The sequence below is a fragment of the Acidithiobacillus sp. HP-11 genome (assembly GCF_015100075.1).
Classification (GTDB): domain Bacteria; phylum Pseudomonadota; class Gammaproteobacteria; order Acidithiobacillales; family Acidithiobacillaceae; genus Acidithiobacillus; species Acidithiobacillus thiooxidans.
Genome location: NZ_JACKYY010000016.1, coordinates 43,509 through 59,681, shown reverse-complemented (window position 1 = coordinate 59,681; position 16,173 = coordinate 43,509). Strand labels below are relative to the sequence as shown.

Genomic DNA, 16,173 nt, shown 5'->3' with positions numbered 1-16,173 from the left:
GGTGCCCTTCTGGGAGCCAGTCGTCCATGGAAGGGGGCAGAAGATAATCAGTCTTGCGGTCAGTATCGAGGAAGTGGGCCATAAAATCACTCATCACATTGAATCGTAAGTAATTATACGATAATTTTAGGCAAAATGAAAGTCCGACAAGCTGCTAGTGTCGAATCCCACATCTGCATCGCGCTGACGCCGGAGTTGATTGACCGCATTCAGCAAGCGGACAGAGGAGAGGCCACAGCACTCAAGTTGGTGGGCATCGCTTTTTCTGCCGAGCAGCAGCACACCATTGCGGTGCCATGGCTGGAGGCCGCCGCCAAAAAAGGCGAGGTGGATGCCATGGACCTGCTCTATTGGCATTACCTGAACGGAGAAGGTGTGCCCAAAGATGCGAGCATAGCCCTGCAATGGCTGGCGAAGGCTTCAGAGCAGGGGCTGCCAACGGCAAAAATCAAACTCAGAAATCTCGGTTTTGAGGTGGGACCCATCCAACTGAAGGATGGCTCGGAGTACACCAATTGAGTGGGTAAAATGCGTTAATCAATCAGCCCTAATAATTGGGACTCAACCCTATCCAAAGGGGAGAGGGGTTTTCCGGGTGAATTGGCTAAAATATCTTGCATTCGGTGAATCCGTAGCAACACGGAGGCTTCGGAAACCCCCAAGAATTTTGCCAGTCGCTGAATGTGATCGGGGTCACTAGCAGCCCGTCGGTTTTAACATCGGACTACCGCCAAATTTTAGCCCGATTTTTTTGAAATGGCTCATTTTGGGTCTTTTTCGGTCATTATTACCCTGTTTTTTGCGGTTTATCTGCATTTTCCTGCCCTACAGACGCAATACGGCCATGCGTTTTATGTTCCACGCCAGGCAGAGAATGGAGTCTGGTCTGCCTGGCGTGGAACATAAAACGCATGGCCGTATTGCGTCTGTAGGGCAGGAAAATGCAGATAAACCGCAAAAAACAGGGTAATAATGACCGAAAAAGACCCAAAATGAGCCATTTCAAAAAAATCGGGCTAAAATTTGGCGGTAGTCCGATGTTAAAACCGACGGGCTGCTAGGCAACGATCGCACGAAACAGACGGTGCGAGCCCGCGACAGCTCAATCTGGCGCAACTAGAAGACCAGATGGATCAAGTGGCACGTGGGGCTGCGGCCAGCCCGGCTTTGCCCCGATTCCAAAACCCGCATTCCTTGGCCGCGCAAGAGTACATCGCGGCGTGGATACAGAAAACCGAACGTATCGGTGACTTAAATTACCCTGGGGATATGACCGGTCAACTGGAGATCCGTGTGGCACTTAATGCCGATGGTAGCCTGGAGTCCGTGCGCATTGTCCATTCATCCGGAAATTCAGCGTTGGATCGAGCCGCTTTGCGCGTAGTGCGCCTGGGTGCGCCCTACGCGCCTTTTTCAAGGGAGCTTCTCCAGGTAACGCATCGCCTGGTTATTCGTTGTGGGATGAACTTCCTCGGCGAAAAACATTTATCCGCCCGCTTTTAAGCTGCTTGAGGCTACATACGATGGGTTTTTTGTCGGATCAATTCGCTTTACTGAACCAACTTTTCGCTTTGGGTGGCTGGGTGCTCCCCCTGATTTTACTTGCGGCCTTGGCTGCAATCGGAATCATTTTGAATCGACTCTGGATTCTGCGGCGCAGTCGGGTATCGCCAAAGCCACTGATCGCGCAACTTGAAATGTTCATCATGACGGGACAAGAAGAGAAAGCCCGGACACTGTTGATCCAGGAGAATACCCCTATTGCGCCGATACTGATGGCGCTCTTCGAACAGACGGGACAGTCCATGCGTGTACTTCGTGAAGCAATAGAAGAAGAGGGTCGTTTTCAGGTGGCGCGTCTGGACCGGTATTTGGGCTTTCTCGGAAGTATTGCCGGTGCGGCCCCGCTATTAGGTCTCTTAGGGACTGTATTTGGCATCATGCATGCTTTTGCGGCGATCGGTACCGTCGGTATGGGAAATCCCAAGCAGTTAGCCAGCGGCATTGCAGAAGCCCTCATCACAACGGCTGCAGGACTGCTGGTCGCTATCCCCAGTCTGATGGCGTATCGCATGCTGCGCAGTCGGGTGGATACCCTCGTGCTGCGCATTGAGCGCGACGCGCTGCGCATTGCGAATTTGCTGGCAGGAGAACGCTAATGGACCTACGTGGAGGTGCGCATGTCTCATCGTTGCATTGAAACCATCGGAGTCATCGGGACGCGCATAGTCTTACTCTGGGATACGATGGACACCGATTGGGTGCCATTGGTGTCCGATCTGACCCCACCCGCTGTTTACGCTAGCAGTCCTGCCGTTATATGTGTTCATGAACCGCTCCCCCATGCGGCCCATCGTCAACCCTGTAAGTTATCTCAGGGAGCCACAAAGTCTGTTCTTCACCCATCCGCTCACTAATGCAAGGAGATTCTTATGAAAAACTTTCACGTTCTGAAGCTTGTCATGGCTGGTTTGGTGACCAGCTTTACGGTGCCCGCAATGGCTGCAGATCTTCCCGTTAACCTGAATATCCAGATCGGTATTCCCCCTATCCAACTCGGCATCCCGCCGGTGGTACTTTCAGTGCCGCCGAGCATGGTCTGGGTGCCTGGTCTGGGGGCTTATGCCGCCTATGGATCCCCATACCCCATTTTGTATATTGGCGGAAATTACTACTACCAATTTGGTTCCTATTGGTACATCGGCCCATCCTATGCCGGACCCTGGCGCCCCTTGCCCGAAGGGTCCATCCCTCTGCCTTTACGCCATTTTCAGGGAAATCGCTGGGCCGCGATCCAGCGCGGTTTTCGACGTCCAGGGCCCACTCCCAACCAACCTTGGCATTCTTTTCGCGCGCCTGGACGTCCTGCATGGCAACGTTAAGATGCTGTGCAGAAATGGTTTTTCAGAGGGCTCATGCAACCCTATGAATATGGTTGGGACCTCTTTTCCCACGTCTGTTCCAGAAGAGGATGGAAATTATGGATGATGATGGCCAGCCTAATGGGCACCCAGTTGCTGTCTGCTGACGCGTGGTCCGATGTCGGTCCCGCGCCTGTCATCCTTACGGCCAATGTGATCCATGGTGATGGAACGCAACGATGGGTCGCCACGGGCCAGGTCAAGGTGGTATACGGAAACCGTATTCTCTACGCAGACAAGGCCATCTATCACCAAAAAGACAATACCATTGAGGTAGTAGGACACGTCAAGCTGGTCAGCCCCGGACTGATTACCCATGCTCCACAAGCGATAGTCCACCTGACGACAAACCAAGGGTACATTCTGAAGCCGCGTTACGAACTACCCGCTATTCAAGGGCATGGATCGGCTTCTCGCGGTGAGGAATTGGGCAAAGGGATCTATCGCATGCAGCAAAGCTGCTTTACCACCTGTGCTGGCGGTTCTCCGGCCTGGCAACTCTATACGCATGTGCTCAATCTGAATCAAACCCAGGGCATGGTCAGCACGCAAAACACCACATTGGATTTTTTTGGCCTGCCGGTTTTCTGGTCTCCCTATTTCCAGTTTCCTTTGCGGCGGCATTCCGGGTTTCTGACACCGAATTTCGGTACGTCTGCCATTAACGGCACGGATGTCAGCATCCCTTACTATTTCGATATAGCGGACAATCTCGACGATACCCTGACCCTCAATTACTACAGCGCACGTGGCACGTTGTTGCAAAATCAGTTTCGTTATCTTGAGCCCGACTACAACGGCGACCTACAGCTAGATGTTTTGCCCGATGATGCCCTTACCCACACGACAGTTTGGGCCATTTCTTGGCAGCATCAACAGAATCTGGGGCAGGGATGGTCATTGAATGTGAACTACAACCGGGTCAGCTATGCAGGTTTTTTGTCCGACTTCGGATCGAGCGGAGGTTTGACCGGCGGTTCACTAGGCGGTGCCAGCGCCGCTGCGTACATACCGGAATCTGCAGGGGTGAATTATGCGAACAGTCATATCCAGGCTGGCATTGGGTTGAACGCTTATCAACTACTCCTCCCAACGACAGCACCCTACGAGCAGTTACCGCATGCCTATCTGAATGGGTATTGGGCTCCGGCCCCGAGAATGTTTGCGCAGGTTACCTCGAGCCTGGATGAATTCTATGCACCCACTGGGGTTATCGGCCAACGCCTGAACCTGGTCCCCAGTTTCGGATGGAAACTTTCCAGCGGATGGGGTTATCTGGAGCCGCAGGCCTGATTGTATTACACCCGTTACCAATTGCAGCGTACGACCGTAGGTGAACCCGCTACCATCAACCGGACGTTACCAGCACTCAGTCTCGCAGGCGGCCTCAATATGATCCGTTATGGAGAGAATGGGAGTACTGACTTGCTCCAGCCACGCTTTAAATACCTGTATATCCCAACAGTTAACCAAAGCACAATTCCTAACTTTGACAGCAGTGAGCCTGTCATGTCCTTCCCCGCAATCTTCTCAGACAATCAATATAGTGGCTGGGATCGCATCAATGGAGCCAATCAGGTAGCTGTGGGGCTGACCAATACCTGGCTTACCGCAACGGGGCAGCAGCTCTGGCAGATTTCTGCTGGACAAATTCGCAGTTTCAATGCTACGCAGATCAACTTGAGTGGTGATATTGTTCCGGCAGCGCCACAATCGGGTTATTTCCTGCAAGGGAGCTATACCCCGACAATCCACTTGAACACCCTTTTTTCCAGTGAAGTTAACTCTCAATTCAACGCCATCAGTAACCTGAACTTGGTATCTCAATGGACACCCGGGAAAGGCCGTGTTCTTAATCTGGATTATGCGTATATCCAAGGGGATGTCGATCAGGTCGGAATATCGGGTGCATGGCCCATTGTTCATCGCATCCAACTCCTAGCCAGTTACCAATATGGTGTTAGTACCCACCAACCTCTGGAGCAGCTCGGTGGCATCGGCTATGACGGCGGCTGCTGGGACGCGCGTTTTTATGCTTATCATCAGATATTACTCGGAGGACAAGGGAATGATGCGGTCTATTTTGAAATTCAGTTGCACGGTTTAACCAGTTTGGGCAACGCCTCAAAGGCCGTGATTAATCAATACATACCGGGCATTCCCAGTGGCTTTTGAATGTAACGCACCCTTTTAACCCTATTGAATTAAGGACGTCTCCCATGAGCCTGCTATTACATCCCCGTATAAATCTATCGATAGTCATTGCGGCCGCGCTGACCATGAGCGCTTGTGCACAAACCACTACGCCCCTGAAATTATCCCCCACCAATGCCAGTCCCACGCAATCAGCGCTTGTGACCCTTCCAAATTTTGCGCCCGTTATGAACAAGGTGGGACCTGCTGTCGTCAACATCAGTAGCACCAGTGTGCAGTCCGGGTATACCCAACAGTCACAAAATCCGTTTTCTCCCGATTCGCCGCTCTATGAGCTTTACCAGCAATTTCTAAGGTCTCAACGCCCCTTCATTACCCGACATCAACAGGTGGAATCCTTGGGATCCGGTTTTATTATCAGCACCAATGGATACATTATCACCGCCGCACACGTTGTTAAGGGTGCGTCAAATATCGTCGTTACCCTGACCGACCATAAGGCCTACCATGCTCATCTGGTTGGGCTCTCCGTACGCTATGATACGGCTCTCCTCAAAATTCAGGCGCATCATTTGCCCACGGTGACTTTGGGGAATGCCCATCGACTGCGGGTAGGGGAATGGGTTTTGGCCATTGGTGCGCCCTTCGGTCTGAATAATACTCTCACTCAGGGTGTTGTGGGCGCATTACAGCGGCCTTTGCCAAGTGATCTGTATATCCCCTTTATCCAAACTGATGTACCCATTAATCCGGGAAGTTCTGGTGGCCCCCTGCTCAATATGGCCGGTCAGGTAGTGGGTATCAATGACCAGATTTACACCGAAGACGGCGGCTACATGGGCTTGTCTTTTTCGATCCCTATCAACACCGCCCTACGTGCGGTGCAGGCCATAAAAAATCATCAACCTTTGCAGTTTGGCTGGTTGGGAGTGGCGATGCAAAGCGTCACACCAGAGATGGCGGAAGCCCTTCATCTGAAAGAACCTATTGGCGCCTTGCTTGACTCGGTAGAACCTGGAGGACCGGCACAAGTGGCAGGCTTGCAAAGGGGCGATGTGATACAATCTTTTAATGGGTACCCCATTGATTTCATTGGTCAACTGCCTATTCTTGTCGGCCAAACTCCACCGGGAGCCACGGTCCCTATTGGAATCATCAGAAATGGAAAATCTAAAACCATAGAAGTCCGTGTCGGCATTCAACCGGAAGCACCGAGGATTCCACCCAGTGCCCCAATGACTCAGATTACCCGTCTAAACCTGCAGGTGGTACCCCTTGATGCGCAGATAAAAAAAGCCCTGCAGATTGATTACGGTGTCATTGTCATCAAAGTGAGGCATGGCCCCGCACAAACCATCGGCATCAGACCGGGAATGCTCATTAAACAAATCGCTGGGCAGGATATACGTACTCCCGAGCAGTTAAAGCATCTCGTCGCAACACTTCCAGCTAAAAAACCCATCCCCATCCTTATTCAAATGGGCCAGGATAGCACTTTTCTGACCATTGAACTCCCTTGAGATCGCTGTTTTTGTGCAAAACTGATGCAAAGTGTGAATGGATTCGGCAGCTTATTTACACTTGTTGACAATTTGTCGCTGGCAACAGAGGGGGCAAGTCGTTAACGTGTATTCCACGGAAAGGGACGAACCTTTTCCCCCCTGAGAGACGAGGAGCAATAGAATGTCGAAACTGAAATATGCAGTATCCGGTTTGATGATTGCCGCATTCGGTATGACTGCTTTGCCAGCATTTGCCGAAGATGCACCCCCGCCGCCCATGGCCGGACATGGCCCCATGGAACCGGGGATGATGCATGGCCATCACGGACCATGGCAGCATGGACCCATGCGTGGTCCCTGGATGCAGAATATGCCCGTTCCCATGTTGATGCCTATTGTCTGGCGCCATGCGATTGACCTGAAATTGACCCCGGCACAGGAGAGCGACCTGAAAAATTGGCGGAATACCCAGCGTAAGGATTTTCCGGCCTGGCGTCAGGGCATGATGGCGCACAACAAGGCGCTGCGCGATGCTCTCCTCAACGGTGAATCCGGTGCCGCGCTGGCACCGCTGAAAGCGGCTGTGGTCAAGGATCATGAAATGATGCTGGATCGGGGTATTGAGCAGGTTCAGTATCTTCATAAAATCCTGACCCCGGTGCAATGGCAGACCGTCGTGAAGATGGCGGAGCACAAGGGCCATCGTCCAGGACCCTGGGGTAAATAAAATGGCTGAGAACGGCAAGATACTGCTGGTCGATGATGATCCCAGAGTGCGGACCATGCTGGTCCGCTATTTGGAAGGGCAGGGTTTTGCCGTTCAGGCAGTGGGGTCCGGGGTACAGATGGACCGACATCTGGAGCGGGAATATTACGATTTGTTGCTTCTGGATGTCATGATGCCCGGCGAAGATGGTTTCAGCATTTGTCGCCGCCTGCGTGTGCAGGAACCCCAGCTGCCAATTATCATGCTCACGGCACGGGGCGACCTCAGTGACCGGGTAGAGGGGCTGGATGTGGGTGCCGATGATTATTTGCCCAAGCCTTTTGAACCCCGTGAGTTGACGGCTCGTATTCGGGCGGTGTTGCGGCGTAGTCAGGAAATCCGGACGGTGGATCCGGCGCCTGGAGCCATAGAATTCGGCCCCTTTCGTCTGGCTCTGGACACGCGCAGCTTGTGGCGGGGAGCGGAAAAAATCTCCCTGACCGATAGCGAGTTTTCCATTTTACATGCCCTCGCCAGTCACGCCTGGCAACCCTTGTCCAGAGAGCGTCTGCTGGCTATGAGTCATGGGAGTGAAGAAGTCACTGCGGGATCGCGGGGAGTCGATGTGTTTATTTCCCGGTTGCGGCGCATTGTGGAAACGGATCCGGGTGATCCGCGTTATATACAAACCGTGTGGGGACGCGGCTATGTGCTGGTGCCCGATGGCGGAAATGTTTCTGCGGAGCGGGAGGAAACCTAGCACACCCTTATTAAACCTAAAAACGGCAATTGCCGTTTTTAGGCTAAAGGGTTCTTTTTGACGAGGGCATTTTGGGCAAGGCCGGGGCGGTGCTTCTCCGACATCGCGCTCTGTTGGTTCAGAATGCCCTCGTCAAAAAGCGCATTGGGGTGAAGGATTATGAAAAAAAATCAATTCTGGTGGCCGGATACCCTGTTTAACCGGATGTTTCTGATTATTGCCGGATTGCTCTTTCTGAGTCAGTTAGCGGTTTACTGGTTTTTTAATATTTATCAGGCTAATCCCCAGGCCGAGCATATGGCTCAGAATTGGGCGCAGGTTCTGACCCTCAGCGAAACGCTCAGTCCTGCCCAGCGGACCGCCATTCAGCCGATTTTGTCCCGGCAAGGTTTGCAGGTGTTGCCGGCCAGCGCGATGAGCGGGCGCAATCCCCGCATTCCTCCCTTGGTCAATGCCCTGCAGCAACTCCGGCAGATGGGCTGGCCGGACGCCCTGTTGCGTTTTGATCCGCGCTCCGGGACCTTGTGGTTGCAGACGCATCCCGGTGCGGCTCTGGCTCTGGCCATGCCGATGCCACGTCCGGCAGGCTTACCTCTGCCCTGGTTCAAGCTTGCCGCTATTCTGCTCTTGTCCTGGTTGGGCGCGTATTTGGTTGTACGCCAGGTTACCCGCCCCCTGACGCGTTTGATGCAGGGCGTAGATCGCTTGCGCAGCGGGGATACCCTGGGGGATTTGCCGGAAGCCGGGCCTGCGGATTTACGGCGTCTGGCGGAAAGATTCAATCAGACCCTGCGGGACCTGCAGCGTTTGTGGCGAGAGCGGGAAATGGTTCTGGTGGGAGTTTCCCATGATTTGCGGACGCCTCTGACGCGGATGCGTTTAAGTGCGGAGTTTCTGCCAGCTGAGGAAGAAGCCCGGCAGGAAATCATCGACAATATTCAGGAAATGGACAAAGTCATCCATCAGTTCATGGGGTATGCGCGCAGCGGCGAACGCGAGCTGCTGGTGGAAACCGATATCGGGAGCTGGTTGCAGCAACTGGTGCTGCGTCAGCAGGCTGAAGTGCGCTGGCATCCCGCGCCTGGTCCTTTGCCGAAATTGGCCATCCAGGAGGTCGGTTTGGCGCGCGCCCTGCAAAATCTGATTGATAATGCTCAGGTGCACGGCGTGGGACCCGTAGATATTTATGCCGAAAAAGTCGGTCAGCAGATGCTGATCCGGGTGCGGGATCATGGTTCAGGGATTGCTGAATCCCAGTTACAAACCGTACGCGCTCCTTTTGCCCAGGCGGGCAAGGGCGGTGGGATTGGTCTGGGCTTGGCCATTGTCGAACGGGTTATGGCCTACCATAACGGGCAGTTGAATTTGTATAATGCCCCTGATGGCGGCCTGGTTGCCGAACTCGTCCTGCCCTTGAGTCAGCCTTACTGAACCGATCTGTTCAGGGTGTCGGCTTTTGCGCCGGGCACAACTTGCGGAGATTGGCTTCGGCGGAAGGGCTGAGATCGTGCCAGGCAATATTGCCGCATTTGCCACTGAGGGGGCCTTGCAGAGAGCCTTCCTGAGAAATGGTTTTTCCCACCGGAAAGTCGGCCACGGACACTGTAGACACTGTTGGTGCCGCGAGTTTTACGGCGGCGGCCGCTTCAGCTGCTTTTTGGGTCCGTTGGACCGATTGCTTATGCTGCCAAAAGAAAAAAGCCAAAACGGCGATCAGCAGCACAATAATGACCACGATCAGCCAGCGCCAGCTTTGGTATGATTGCTCTTGCTTCATTGCTTCGGTCCCTCACGGTGTTCAGCAGGCTAACTGTAGCAAGGCATCGGCTGTTTTGCCAAAGTTGCTGCAAAGCCTCCGGGCCAACTGCCGTTTTTATCGGGAAGCATGGGTTAATGCTGGCGTAAGCGCTGAGGTTTTCGTTATAGTCGCGGGCAGAAAGGAGGTGCAGGCATGAGTGAAAAAATGTGGGGCGGGCGCTTCGCTGCAGGTACGGATAGTTTGGTGGAAGCCTTCACGGCATCCATTCAGGTGGACAGCCGGTTATATGCGGAGGATATCCGAGGTTCGCAAGCCCATGCCCGCATGTTGGGGCGGGTTGGCGTGCTGACCGCCAGCGAGGTGGAAGCCATTGTCGCCGGACTGCAGCAGGTGGAGCAGGAAATTGCCGAACAGCGCCTGCCATTTGTCGACAGCCTCGAAGATATTCACATGCATGTTGAATCCCGTTTGACCGAAATCATCGGGGACGTAGGGAAAAAGCTGCACACGGGCCGTTCCCGCAATGATCAGGTGGCCACCGATCTGCGCCTCTATACCCGCTCCTGTGTGGATGATCTGGTCGCCGCTTTGCGCCATCTGCAGGGAGTATTTGTGGACCTGGCCGAGCGCGAGGTGGAAACCATCCTGCCCGGCCTGACCCATATGCAGGTGGCGCAGCCGGTCAGCTTCGGCCACCATTGCATGGCCTATGTTGAAATGTTTCAGCGCGATGCCCAGCGTCTCCAGGACGCCCGCAAACGAGTTAATGTGCTGCCCCTGGGTGCAGCGGCTCTGGCAGGTACCACTTTCCCGATTGATCGTTGGGATGTGGCGCGGCAACTGGGTTTTGATGCCGTCGCGGAAAACAGCCTGGACGCTGTTTCCGACCGGGATTTTGTCATGGAAGTGCTGGCTGATCTGGCCATGATTGCTGTCCATTTATCGCGTTTATGCGAAGAATTGATTTTGTGGATGTCCGCACCTTTTGGCTTCATTGATCTCCCGGACAGTTTTTGTACGGGTTCCAGCATTATGCCCCAGAAGAAAAATCCGGATGTGGCGGAAATCATTCGTGGCAAAAGCGGTCGGGTAGTCGGTGATCTGGTCGCCATGCTGGTGCTGATGAAGGGCCAGCCCCTGACTTACAATCGGGATAATCAGGAAGACAAGGAAACTTTTTTTGATGCGCTGGATCAGGTGCGGGCCAGCGTCGAAATCATGAGTCGCATGTTGCCGGGCCTGCAAACCCGCCCCGCAGTTATGCGCGCCCAGGCAGAACGAGGTTATGCCACGGCTACGGATCTGGCCGATTACCTGGTGCGTAAAAGTTTGCCTTTCCGTGATGCGCATGCGGTGGTGGGTAAAGCCGTGCGTCTCGCCCAGGATCGCAATATAGGCCTGGAAGCCATGCCCTTGCCTGACTTGCAGGCCCTGTCCCCGCTTATTACCGAAGAGGTTTATCAGGTGCTGACCCTGGAGGGTTCGCTTGCGGCCCGTAATCATCTCGGCGGAACGGCCCCTGATCAGGTGCGGGCGGCTATCGCCCGTGCCCGTGCGCGCCTGGCTGAGGAGCAGTCTGCATGAAATCCCTGGCCGCTGTGGTCTTCGTCTGGGTGTTGGTCCTCGGTCTGGCGGGCTGTGGACGGAAGACGCCACTGAGTCTGCCGCCACCCCCTCCGGCACATCCTGCCGCCAATACGGCTGTCGCGCCAGCACCAATCAGCCCGACCAGCAGTGCCACGGGGAGTGCTGCGCGGCCATGAATCCCTTCCATTACCATCAGGGAGACTTGTACTGCGAGGATTTATCCCTCGCCACCATTGCCCGGCATTATGATACTCCCTGCTATGTATATTCCGGGGCGGCGCTGCGCGAACGCTACCATTCCTTCAGTAACGCACTGGGTGACGGCACGCAGGTGTGTTATGCCGTCAAAGCCAACAGTAATCTCGCGGTGCTGCGTTTATTTGCTGAAATGGGTGCCGGTTTTGACATTGTTTCGGGCGGAGAACTGGAACGGGTGCTGCGTGCCGGAGGTGCAGCGGAGAAAATCATTTTTTCGGGCGTAGGTAAGTCTGCTGATGAAATTCGTGCCGCCCTGTCTGCCGGCATTGCCTGTCTCAATGTGGAGTCTGCTGCAGAGTTGTGGCGGATTGCCGATATTGCTGCTGATATGGGCCTGCGCGCGCCCATTGCCCTGCGCGTGAATCCGGATGTAGACCCCGGCACCCATGCGTACATTGCCACCGGCCTTAAGGAAAGCAAGTTCGGGATCCCCATGGATGCTGCGCGGACTCTCTACCTGGAGGCCGCAAAACATCCTGCTCTGGAGCTCAAGGGCATAGCCTGTCATATCGGATCTCAATTACTTAATCTTGCGCCCCTCGGCGAAGCGGTGACGCGGGTGCGTGCCCTCTATGCAGACCTCTCTGCCCAGGGCCTTACCCTGGAGCATCTGGATCTCGGGGGGGGGTGGGTATTCGTTATCACGATGAGAACCCGCCCAGTCCTGCGGATTATGCGGAGGTTCTCAACCAGGCCCTGCAGGGCCTGGCCGTCAAAAGGGCGGTAGAGCTGGGCCGGGCCCTGGTGGGGAATGCAGGGGTTCTGCTGACTAGGGTGGAATACCTCAAGGATAATGGCAGCAAGCAGTTTTGTGTGGTGGATGCCGCCATGAATGATTTGTTGCGCCCCGCTCTTTATGGGGCCTGGCACGATATTTTGCCACTCCGCCAGGATGCGGCAGCCGGGCAGGTCATGGATGTGGTTGGGCCGATCTGCGAAAGCGGCGACTTCATCGCCAAGGACCGCCCCGTTCGTGCGGAGGCAGGACAGTTGTTGGCCATTATGGGTGCCGGTGCGTACGGCTTTGCCATGAGTAGCAACTACAATACCCGGCCCCGGCCCCCGGAGGTGCTGGTCCATGGTCATCAACATCGCCTCATTCGGCGACGGGAAAACTGGGATGATCTGATGGGCATGGAGCTCCCCTGACCCCAATTCATTGTCCAGGGCTTGGTGTTTGATCTGCACCATGACTTGCCCTGCGGCCATCGCGAGTGCTCATTTTCTGCTATCGTTATATAAAGCTGGTTGTTTTTTTGCGGGCGAAGTGATTGCACCGTTTGTCGATGTTTTGGCCAGCAGCCCGCACGTCAGTGAGGAGGCAGACATGGCAGCAGAAATGAAAGTATTCAGTACCGGAATTGATCCAGAAGACTGGATTCCCAAACGTTTCGCCCATCCCGGTGAAGGCAGGACCCCGTCCATTTTTTGGCAACATCTTCCCCCCAACACCAAGAGTCTGGTGTTGCTCATGGAACATCGGGAGGCCGAATCGGGGCAACGGGTACATTGGTTGCTCTACGATATTTCTCCAACGATCGAAGGTTTACACGAGGGGGGTCCTCTCCCCGATGGCATCCTCACCGGACGCAACAGTTTCGGGACGTTGGGTTATCGCCCCCCTGAGGCAGCGGCTGATCACCAGTTGCAGCATTATGATTTCCTGCTGCTGGCGACGGACAAAGCCACACTGGGTCTGGCCGAAGGGGCTGATTGGGAGGCGGTAAAGGCGAGATTGCATACGCCAGGCCATGACGCCGACCAGCTTGGCCCGCCCCCTGCCGCAGATCCGCGTGCCCGTGAAATGCACAGTTTGGGGCATGTGCTGGATCATGCCGAATTCTCAGGGCATTTCGCGCTGGATAATCCTTGACTTGACCGAAGCTGCTCCACCGCTGATAATACGCGGCCTTGACGCTGTTCTGGTGTCGTTTGCGTATGTATGGGAATGTAGCTCAGTCGGTAGAGCAGCGGCCTTTTAAGCCGTGGGTCGCGGGTTCGAATCCCGCCGTTCCCACCATTAAAAACAAACAGTTGTGAATCGCGTAAATTACTCCATAGCAGCAAAATGTGAATCTGGTCCCCATACAGTCCCTACTTGGCGGGATTTTTTCGCGCTGGCGCTTCCCACGCCCAGATACCATCGAACCGTTACGGTAACGCAATGGCGAGAGCAATCTCAGTTGTATTCGCCAAAGGTAGAGCAGTGGGCAATGCTTCTCACCAGTCCTTCTTCTTTCTTGGCGGGTGTGAACATCTTGTTCGAATAGTAAGCACCTCCATTACCCGGAAGGGCGCCGCTATTTTCAAAAAGTATGGCTGGAGTGACTGATTTTTACCAGGAAGAGCGCAGCGCTGGCATCTTTTGTCCCAATAAGGTTTCCAGTTTTTCAATATCCGGTGCGTAAATTTGTTCCAGATACTGACGTGCAGCCGGATCTATCTGCGGTTTGGAAGCGGCTTTCAGGATCAGATTCTGATATAGCCACCATTGCAGCTTTCTGGGCATCAGATGATAACCAATCCAGCGGGCTAGCGGACTGGATGCGCAACGCCGCGACCAGTTCCCCCGGGGGGCCTTGAAGCCATTGTGCACCTGGTCTACATCCATTTCCTGAAAGGGTGCAGGGTCAATATGCAAGTGAGCAGCTACGCGCTTTAGAGTCTGTTCAGGCGCATTCACCAGATCGTCAAATTGCAGGACCAGTACCTGATCCTCACCAAAAATTTGCAGATAGCGCTGCACCTGATCGTGATACAAGCCAAGATCCACATACAGTCGGGACACACCCCAGCCTTTTTCACTTTGCGCAAAATCCCCCTGGAGTAACTCTACTGAAAAAGGAAGATCCACAAGACCCTCACGAAAATCCATCAGGTAGTGGGAGTGGGCGCGGCTGACCGGGTCGCGCAATAAAATGATAATACGGGCATCGGGGGCGACGTCATGAATGCGTGCTGGAGCTTCCGGATACCAGAGGTTGGAAGTACTGGCATCACCAATGGCCGGAAAGTCTCCGGCATTTTCGTAAAGATGCAGGTAGGCATGTTCTTCACTAATGTGTTCAATGAGATGCCGTTGTTCTGGCTTGGGCTGAATCCGGGCAAAATAGTGTGGTTCTTTAAAGGCCGGTAAAAATACCTCGGGATGCCCGCGAAGGTGACGATACATAGAGGTGGTGCCACCTTTCACTGTTCCGGTAATAAAAAAATTGGGCCAGAGGGCATGGCTGACGGAATTTAGGCGGGAAGGGACTGAACTGGACAAATCAACTCCTTGACTGAAGGTTGGTGTTGCATCCGAAGCTGTAAGCCCGGCGAACTCGCCCCAGTATAGCATTTCCTGTCTCTATCGTGCCTGAAGCAGCTAACGGGGTGACTGCCCTGCTTGGCTACCATGGCGCACAAAAACCCTTCAGGAAAGCAGATACTCCGGCATTTCAGGGCAAATTTCTGATCATGATGCGCAAATACGCTTTTTGTGCGCCGGTGCTTAAATTCTCCGCTTCATGCAAGCGCGCTCTAACCCATGCGTCGGCTTTTTCTGCATTACCTTTGGCGGCAATCAGGTTTTCCCAGTCTTTTGCTCAGGTTAAATTCTCAGGGTTTTCGATCATCTCAAGAAATTTCTGGAGCATTATCGAGCGCCGGTCGGGTTGTGGTGCGGCCATGAAATTCAGGCAGACCATCTGGTGGCTTTCCAGCGTGGCGGTAGCTACCTGCCAGTCGGAGCGTTTGTCTAACACTCTTTTGCTCATGAAGCCGATGCCCAGGTTGGCATTGATCATCGTGCCTACCGATTCAATATCGGCTACTTCGATAAAATGCCTGGGGACGATGCCACGGCGGCGAAATTCCTTTTCTATGGCGCCGCGTACAGCAGAACCCGGTTCGCGCCAAATAATGGGATAACTTTCCAACTCCTCAAAGGAAACATTTTGGCGTCCGGCTAGAGGATGCTGCAAGGGAGTGACAATGACAATTTCATTATCCTGCCAGGGTACACTTTTAAAATAATCGGGCAGTTCCGGAAGATCGCTGTCACCTTCATAAAAAAACACATCTACTTCGCCCGCCGCTGCATCTTTCCAGTATCGTTCGCCGCTTTTGATGTAGAGATTGATCCCCGGATATTGCTGTCTGAATCGGGTTAGAAAAGGGGGTAAATAATAATTGGCAATGAGGCTGGTAGAAACAATATTGAGTTCTCCTTCCATGAGGCGCTGACGACGCCTGATAATACTGTCAATATCGCGCAGGACGCGGCGTAGGCGTTCAATGTCGGGAATGAGTACGGCCCCCGCCTGAGTGAGCTTTACCCCATTGATTTCACGCGTATAAAGAGGCTCTCCGACCAGTTCGGTCAGTTTTCTCAGGCGTTCGGAAATGGCCGATTGGCCCCGATGTAAATGCTCGGCGGCCGCACTGATGCTACCGTGCTCGGCGATGGCCAGTAGGGAAAGAAGTTGTTCGTCATCTGCCATTATCGATTTCTCCGATAAAGTTACCAATAAAATACATTTGCT

At 54.0% G+C, this 16,173-nt stretch carries 16 protein-coding genes, 1 tRNA gene and 1 pseudogene; 15 read left to right on the top strand and 3 right to left on the bottom strand.

Features of this window, described 5'->3' with window-relative positions; genetic code table 11:
* The first annotated feature begins 135 nt into the window (after positions 1 to 135).
* The 9 genes and pseudogenes from H7F08_RS06775 (at position 136) to H7F08_RS06735 (ending at position 9,474) form a co-directional block, all read left to right on the top strand.
* On the top strand, positions 136 to 519 hold the full coding sequence (locus H7F08_RS06775; protein WP_193640171.1) for a tetratricopeptide repeat protein: 384 nt from the start codon (positions 136 to 138) through the stop codon (positions 517 to 519).
* Positions 520 to 1,128: 609 nt separating this feature from the next.
* Entirely contained in the window at positions 1,129 to 1,503 is a 375-nt protein-coding gene (locus H7F08_RS06770) for a TonB family protein (RefSeq protein ID WP_193640170.1), read from the top strand.
* Positions 1,504 to 1,523: 20 nt separating this feature from the next.
* On the top strand, positions 1,524 to 2,159 hold the full coding sequence (locus tag H7F08_RS06765; protein WP_193640169.1) for a MotA/TolQ/ExbB proton channel family protein: 636 nt from the start codon (positions 1,524 to 1,526) through the stop codon (positions 2,157 to 2,159).
* Between the two features lie 273 nt (positions 2,160 to 2,432).
* The gene (locus H7F08_RS06760; RefSeq protein ID WP_193640168.1) at positions 2,433 to 2,882 is read left to right on the top strand and encodes a hypothetical protein; all 450 of its coding nucleotides are present in this window, start codon (positions 2,433 to 2,435) and stop codon (positions 2,880 to 2,882) included.
* Positions 2,883 to 2,915: 33 nt separating this feature from the next.
* Positions 2,916 to 5,096 (top strand): annotated as a pseudogene (locus H7F08_RS06755) (LPS-assembly protein LptD).
* Positions 5,097 to 5,140: 44 nt separating this feature from the next.
* Positions 5,141 to 6,595, top strand: coding sequence for a trypsin-like peptidase domain-containing protein (locus tag H7F08_RS06750; protein ID WP_193640167.1), 1,455 nt, complete (start codon positions 5,141 to 5,143; stop codon positions 6,593 to 6,595).
* Between the two features lie 163 nt (positions 6,596 to 6,758).
* Positions 6,759 to 7,304, top strand: coding sequence for a Spy/CpxP family protein refolding chaperone (locus H7F08_RS06745; protein ID WP_193640166.1), 546 nt, complete (start codon positions 6,759 to 6,761; stop codon positions 7,302 to 7,304).
* Position 7,305: 1 nt separating this feature from the next.
* The gene (locus tag H7F08_RS06740) at positions 7,306 to 8,043 is read left to right on the top strand and encodes a response regulator (protein ID WP_193640165.1); all 738 of its coding nucleotides are present in this window, start codon (positions 7,306 to 7,308) and stop codon (positions 8,041 to 8,043) included.
* A 159-nt stretch (positions 8,044 to 8,202) separates the two neighbouring features.
* Positions 8,203 to 9,474 carry an ATP-binding protein gene (locus H7F08_RS06735; protein ID WP_193640164.1) on the top strand — a complete coding sequence of 424 codons (1,272 nt, stop codon included), beginning with the start codon at positions 8,203 to 8,205 and terminating at the stop codon, positions 9,472 to 9,474.
* Between the two features lie 10 nt (positions 9,475 to 9,484).
* Here the strand turns inward: H7F08_RS06735 and H7F08_RS06730 are convergent, their stop codons facing one another.
* Positions 9,485 to 9,820: a hypothetical protein gene (locus H7F08_RS06730; RefSeq protein ID WP_193640163.1), complete on the bottom strand. Its 336-nt coding sequence runs from the start codon at positions 9,818 to 9,820 to the stop codon at positions 9,485 to 9,487.
* 174 nt (positions 9,821 to 9,994) lie between these two features.
* On the opposite strand from H7F08_RS06730, the gene argH reads away from it, so the two are divergent.
* The 6 genes from argH (at position 9,995) to H7F08_RS06705 (ending at position 13,667) form a co-directional block, all read left to right on the top strand.
* Positions 9,995 to 11,386: an argininosuccinate lyase gene (argH, locus tag H7F08_RS06725; RefSeq protein ID WP_031575477.1), complete on the top strand. Its 1,392-nt coding sequence runs from the start codon at positions 9,995 to 9,997 to the stop codon at positions 11,384 to 11,386.
* Positions 11,383 to 11,565: an LPS translocon maturation chaperone LptM gene (lptM, locus tag H7F08_RS06720; protein ID WP_031575481.1), complete on the top strand. Its 183-nt coding sequence runs from the start codon at positions 11,383 to 11,385 to the stop codon at positions 11,563 to 11,565. The genes argH and lptM overlap by 4 nt, the downstream gene beginning before the upstream one ends.
* Positions 11,562 to 12,374 carry a diaminopimelate decarboxylase family protein gene (locus tag H7F08_RS06715; RefSeq protein ID WP_227487830.1) on the top strand — a complete coding sequence of 271 codons (813 nt, stop codon included), beginning with the start codon at positions 11,562 to 11,564 and terminating at the stop codon, positions 12,372 to 12,374. The genes lptM and H7F08_RS06715 overlap by 4 nt, the downstream gene beginning before the upstream one ends.
* Positions 12,275 to 12,796 (top strand): hypothetical protein, encoded by a 522-nt coding sequence (locus tag H7F08_RS15450; RefSeq protein ID WP_254892749.1) that lies wholly within the window; start codon positions 12,275 to 12,277, stop codon positions 12,794 to 12,796. Before H7F08_RS06715 ends, H7F08_RS15450 begins: the two co-directional genes overlap by 100 nt.
* A gap of 178 nt (positions 12,797 to 12,974) precedes the next feature.
* Entirely contained in the window at positions 12,975 to 13,520 is a 546-nt protein-coding gene (locus tag H7F08_RS06710; RefSeq protein WP_024893208.1) for a YbhB/YbcL family Raf kinase inhibitor-like protein, read from the top strand.
* Between the two features lie 71 nt (positions 13,521 to 13,591).
* A tRNA-Lys gene (locus H7F08_RS06705) sits at positions 13,592 to 13,667 on the top strand.
* A gap of 315 nt (positions 13,668 to 13,982) precedes the next feature.
* On the opposite strand, the gene H7F08_RS06700 is transcribed toward H7F08_RS06705, so the two are convergent.
* Positions 13,983 to 14,915 (bottom strand): sulfotransferase family protein, encoded by a 933-nt coding sequence (locus H7F08_RS06700; RefSeq protein ID WP_140390866.1) that lies wholly within the window; start codon positions 14,913 to 14,915, stop codon positions 13,983 to 13,985.
* A gap of 319 nt (positions 14,916 to 15,234) precedes the next feature.
* Complete coding sequence (locus tag H7F08_RS06695; protein ID WP_010639453.1) at positions 15,235 to 16,131, bottom strand: LysR substrate-binding domain-containing protein; 897 nt, start codon at positions 16,129 to 16,131, stop codon at positions 15,235 to 15,237.
* Between the last annotated feature and the right edge of the window lie 42 nt (positions 16,132 to 16,173).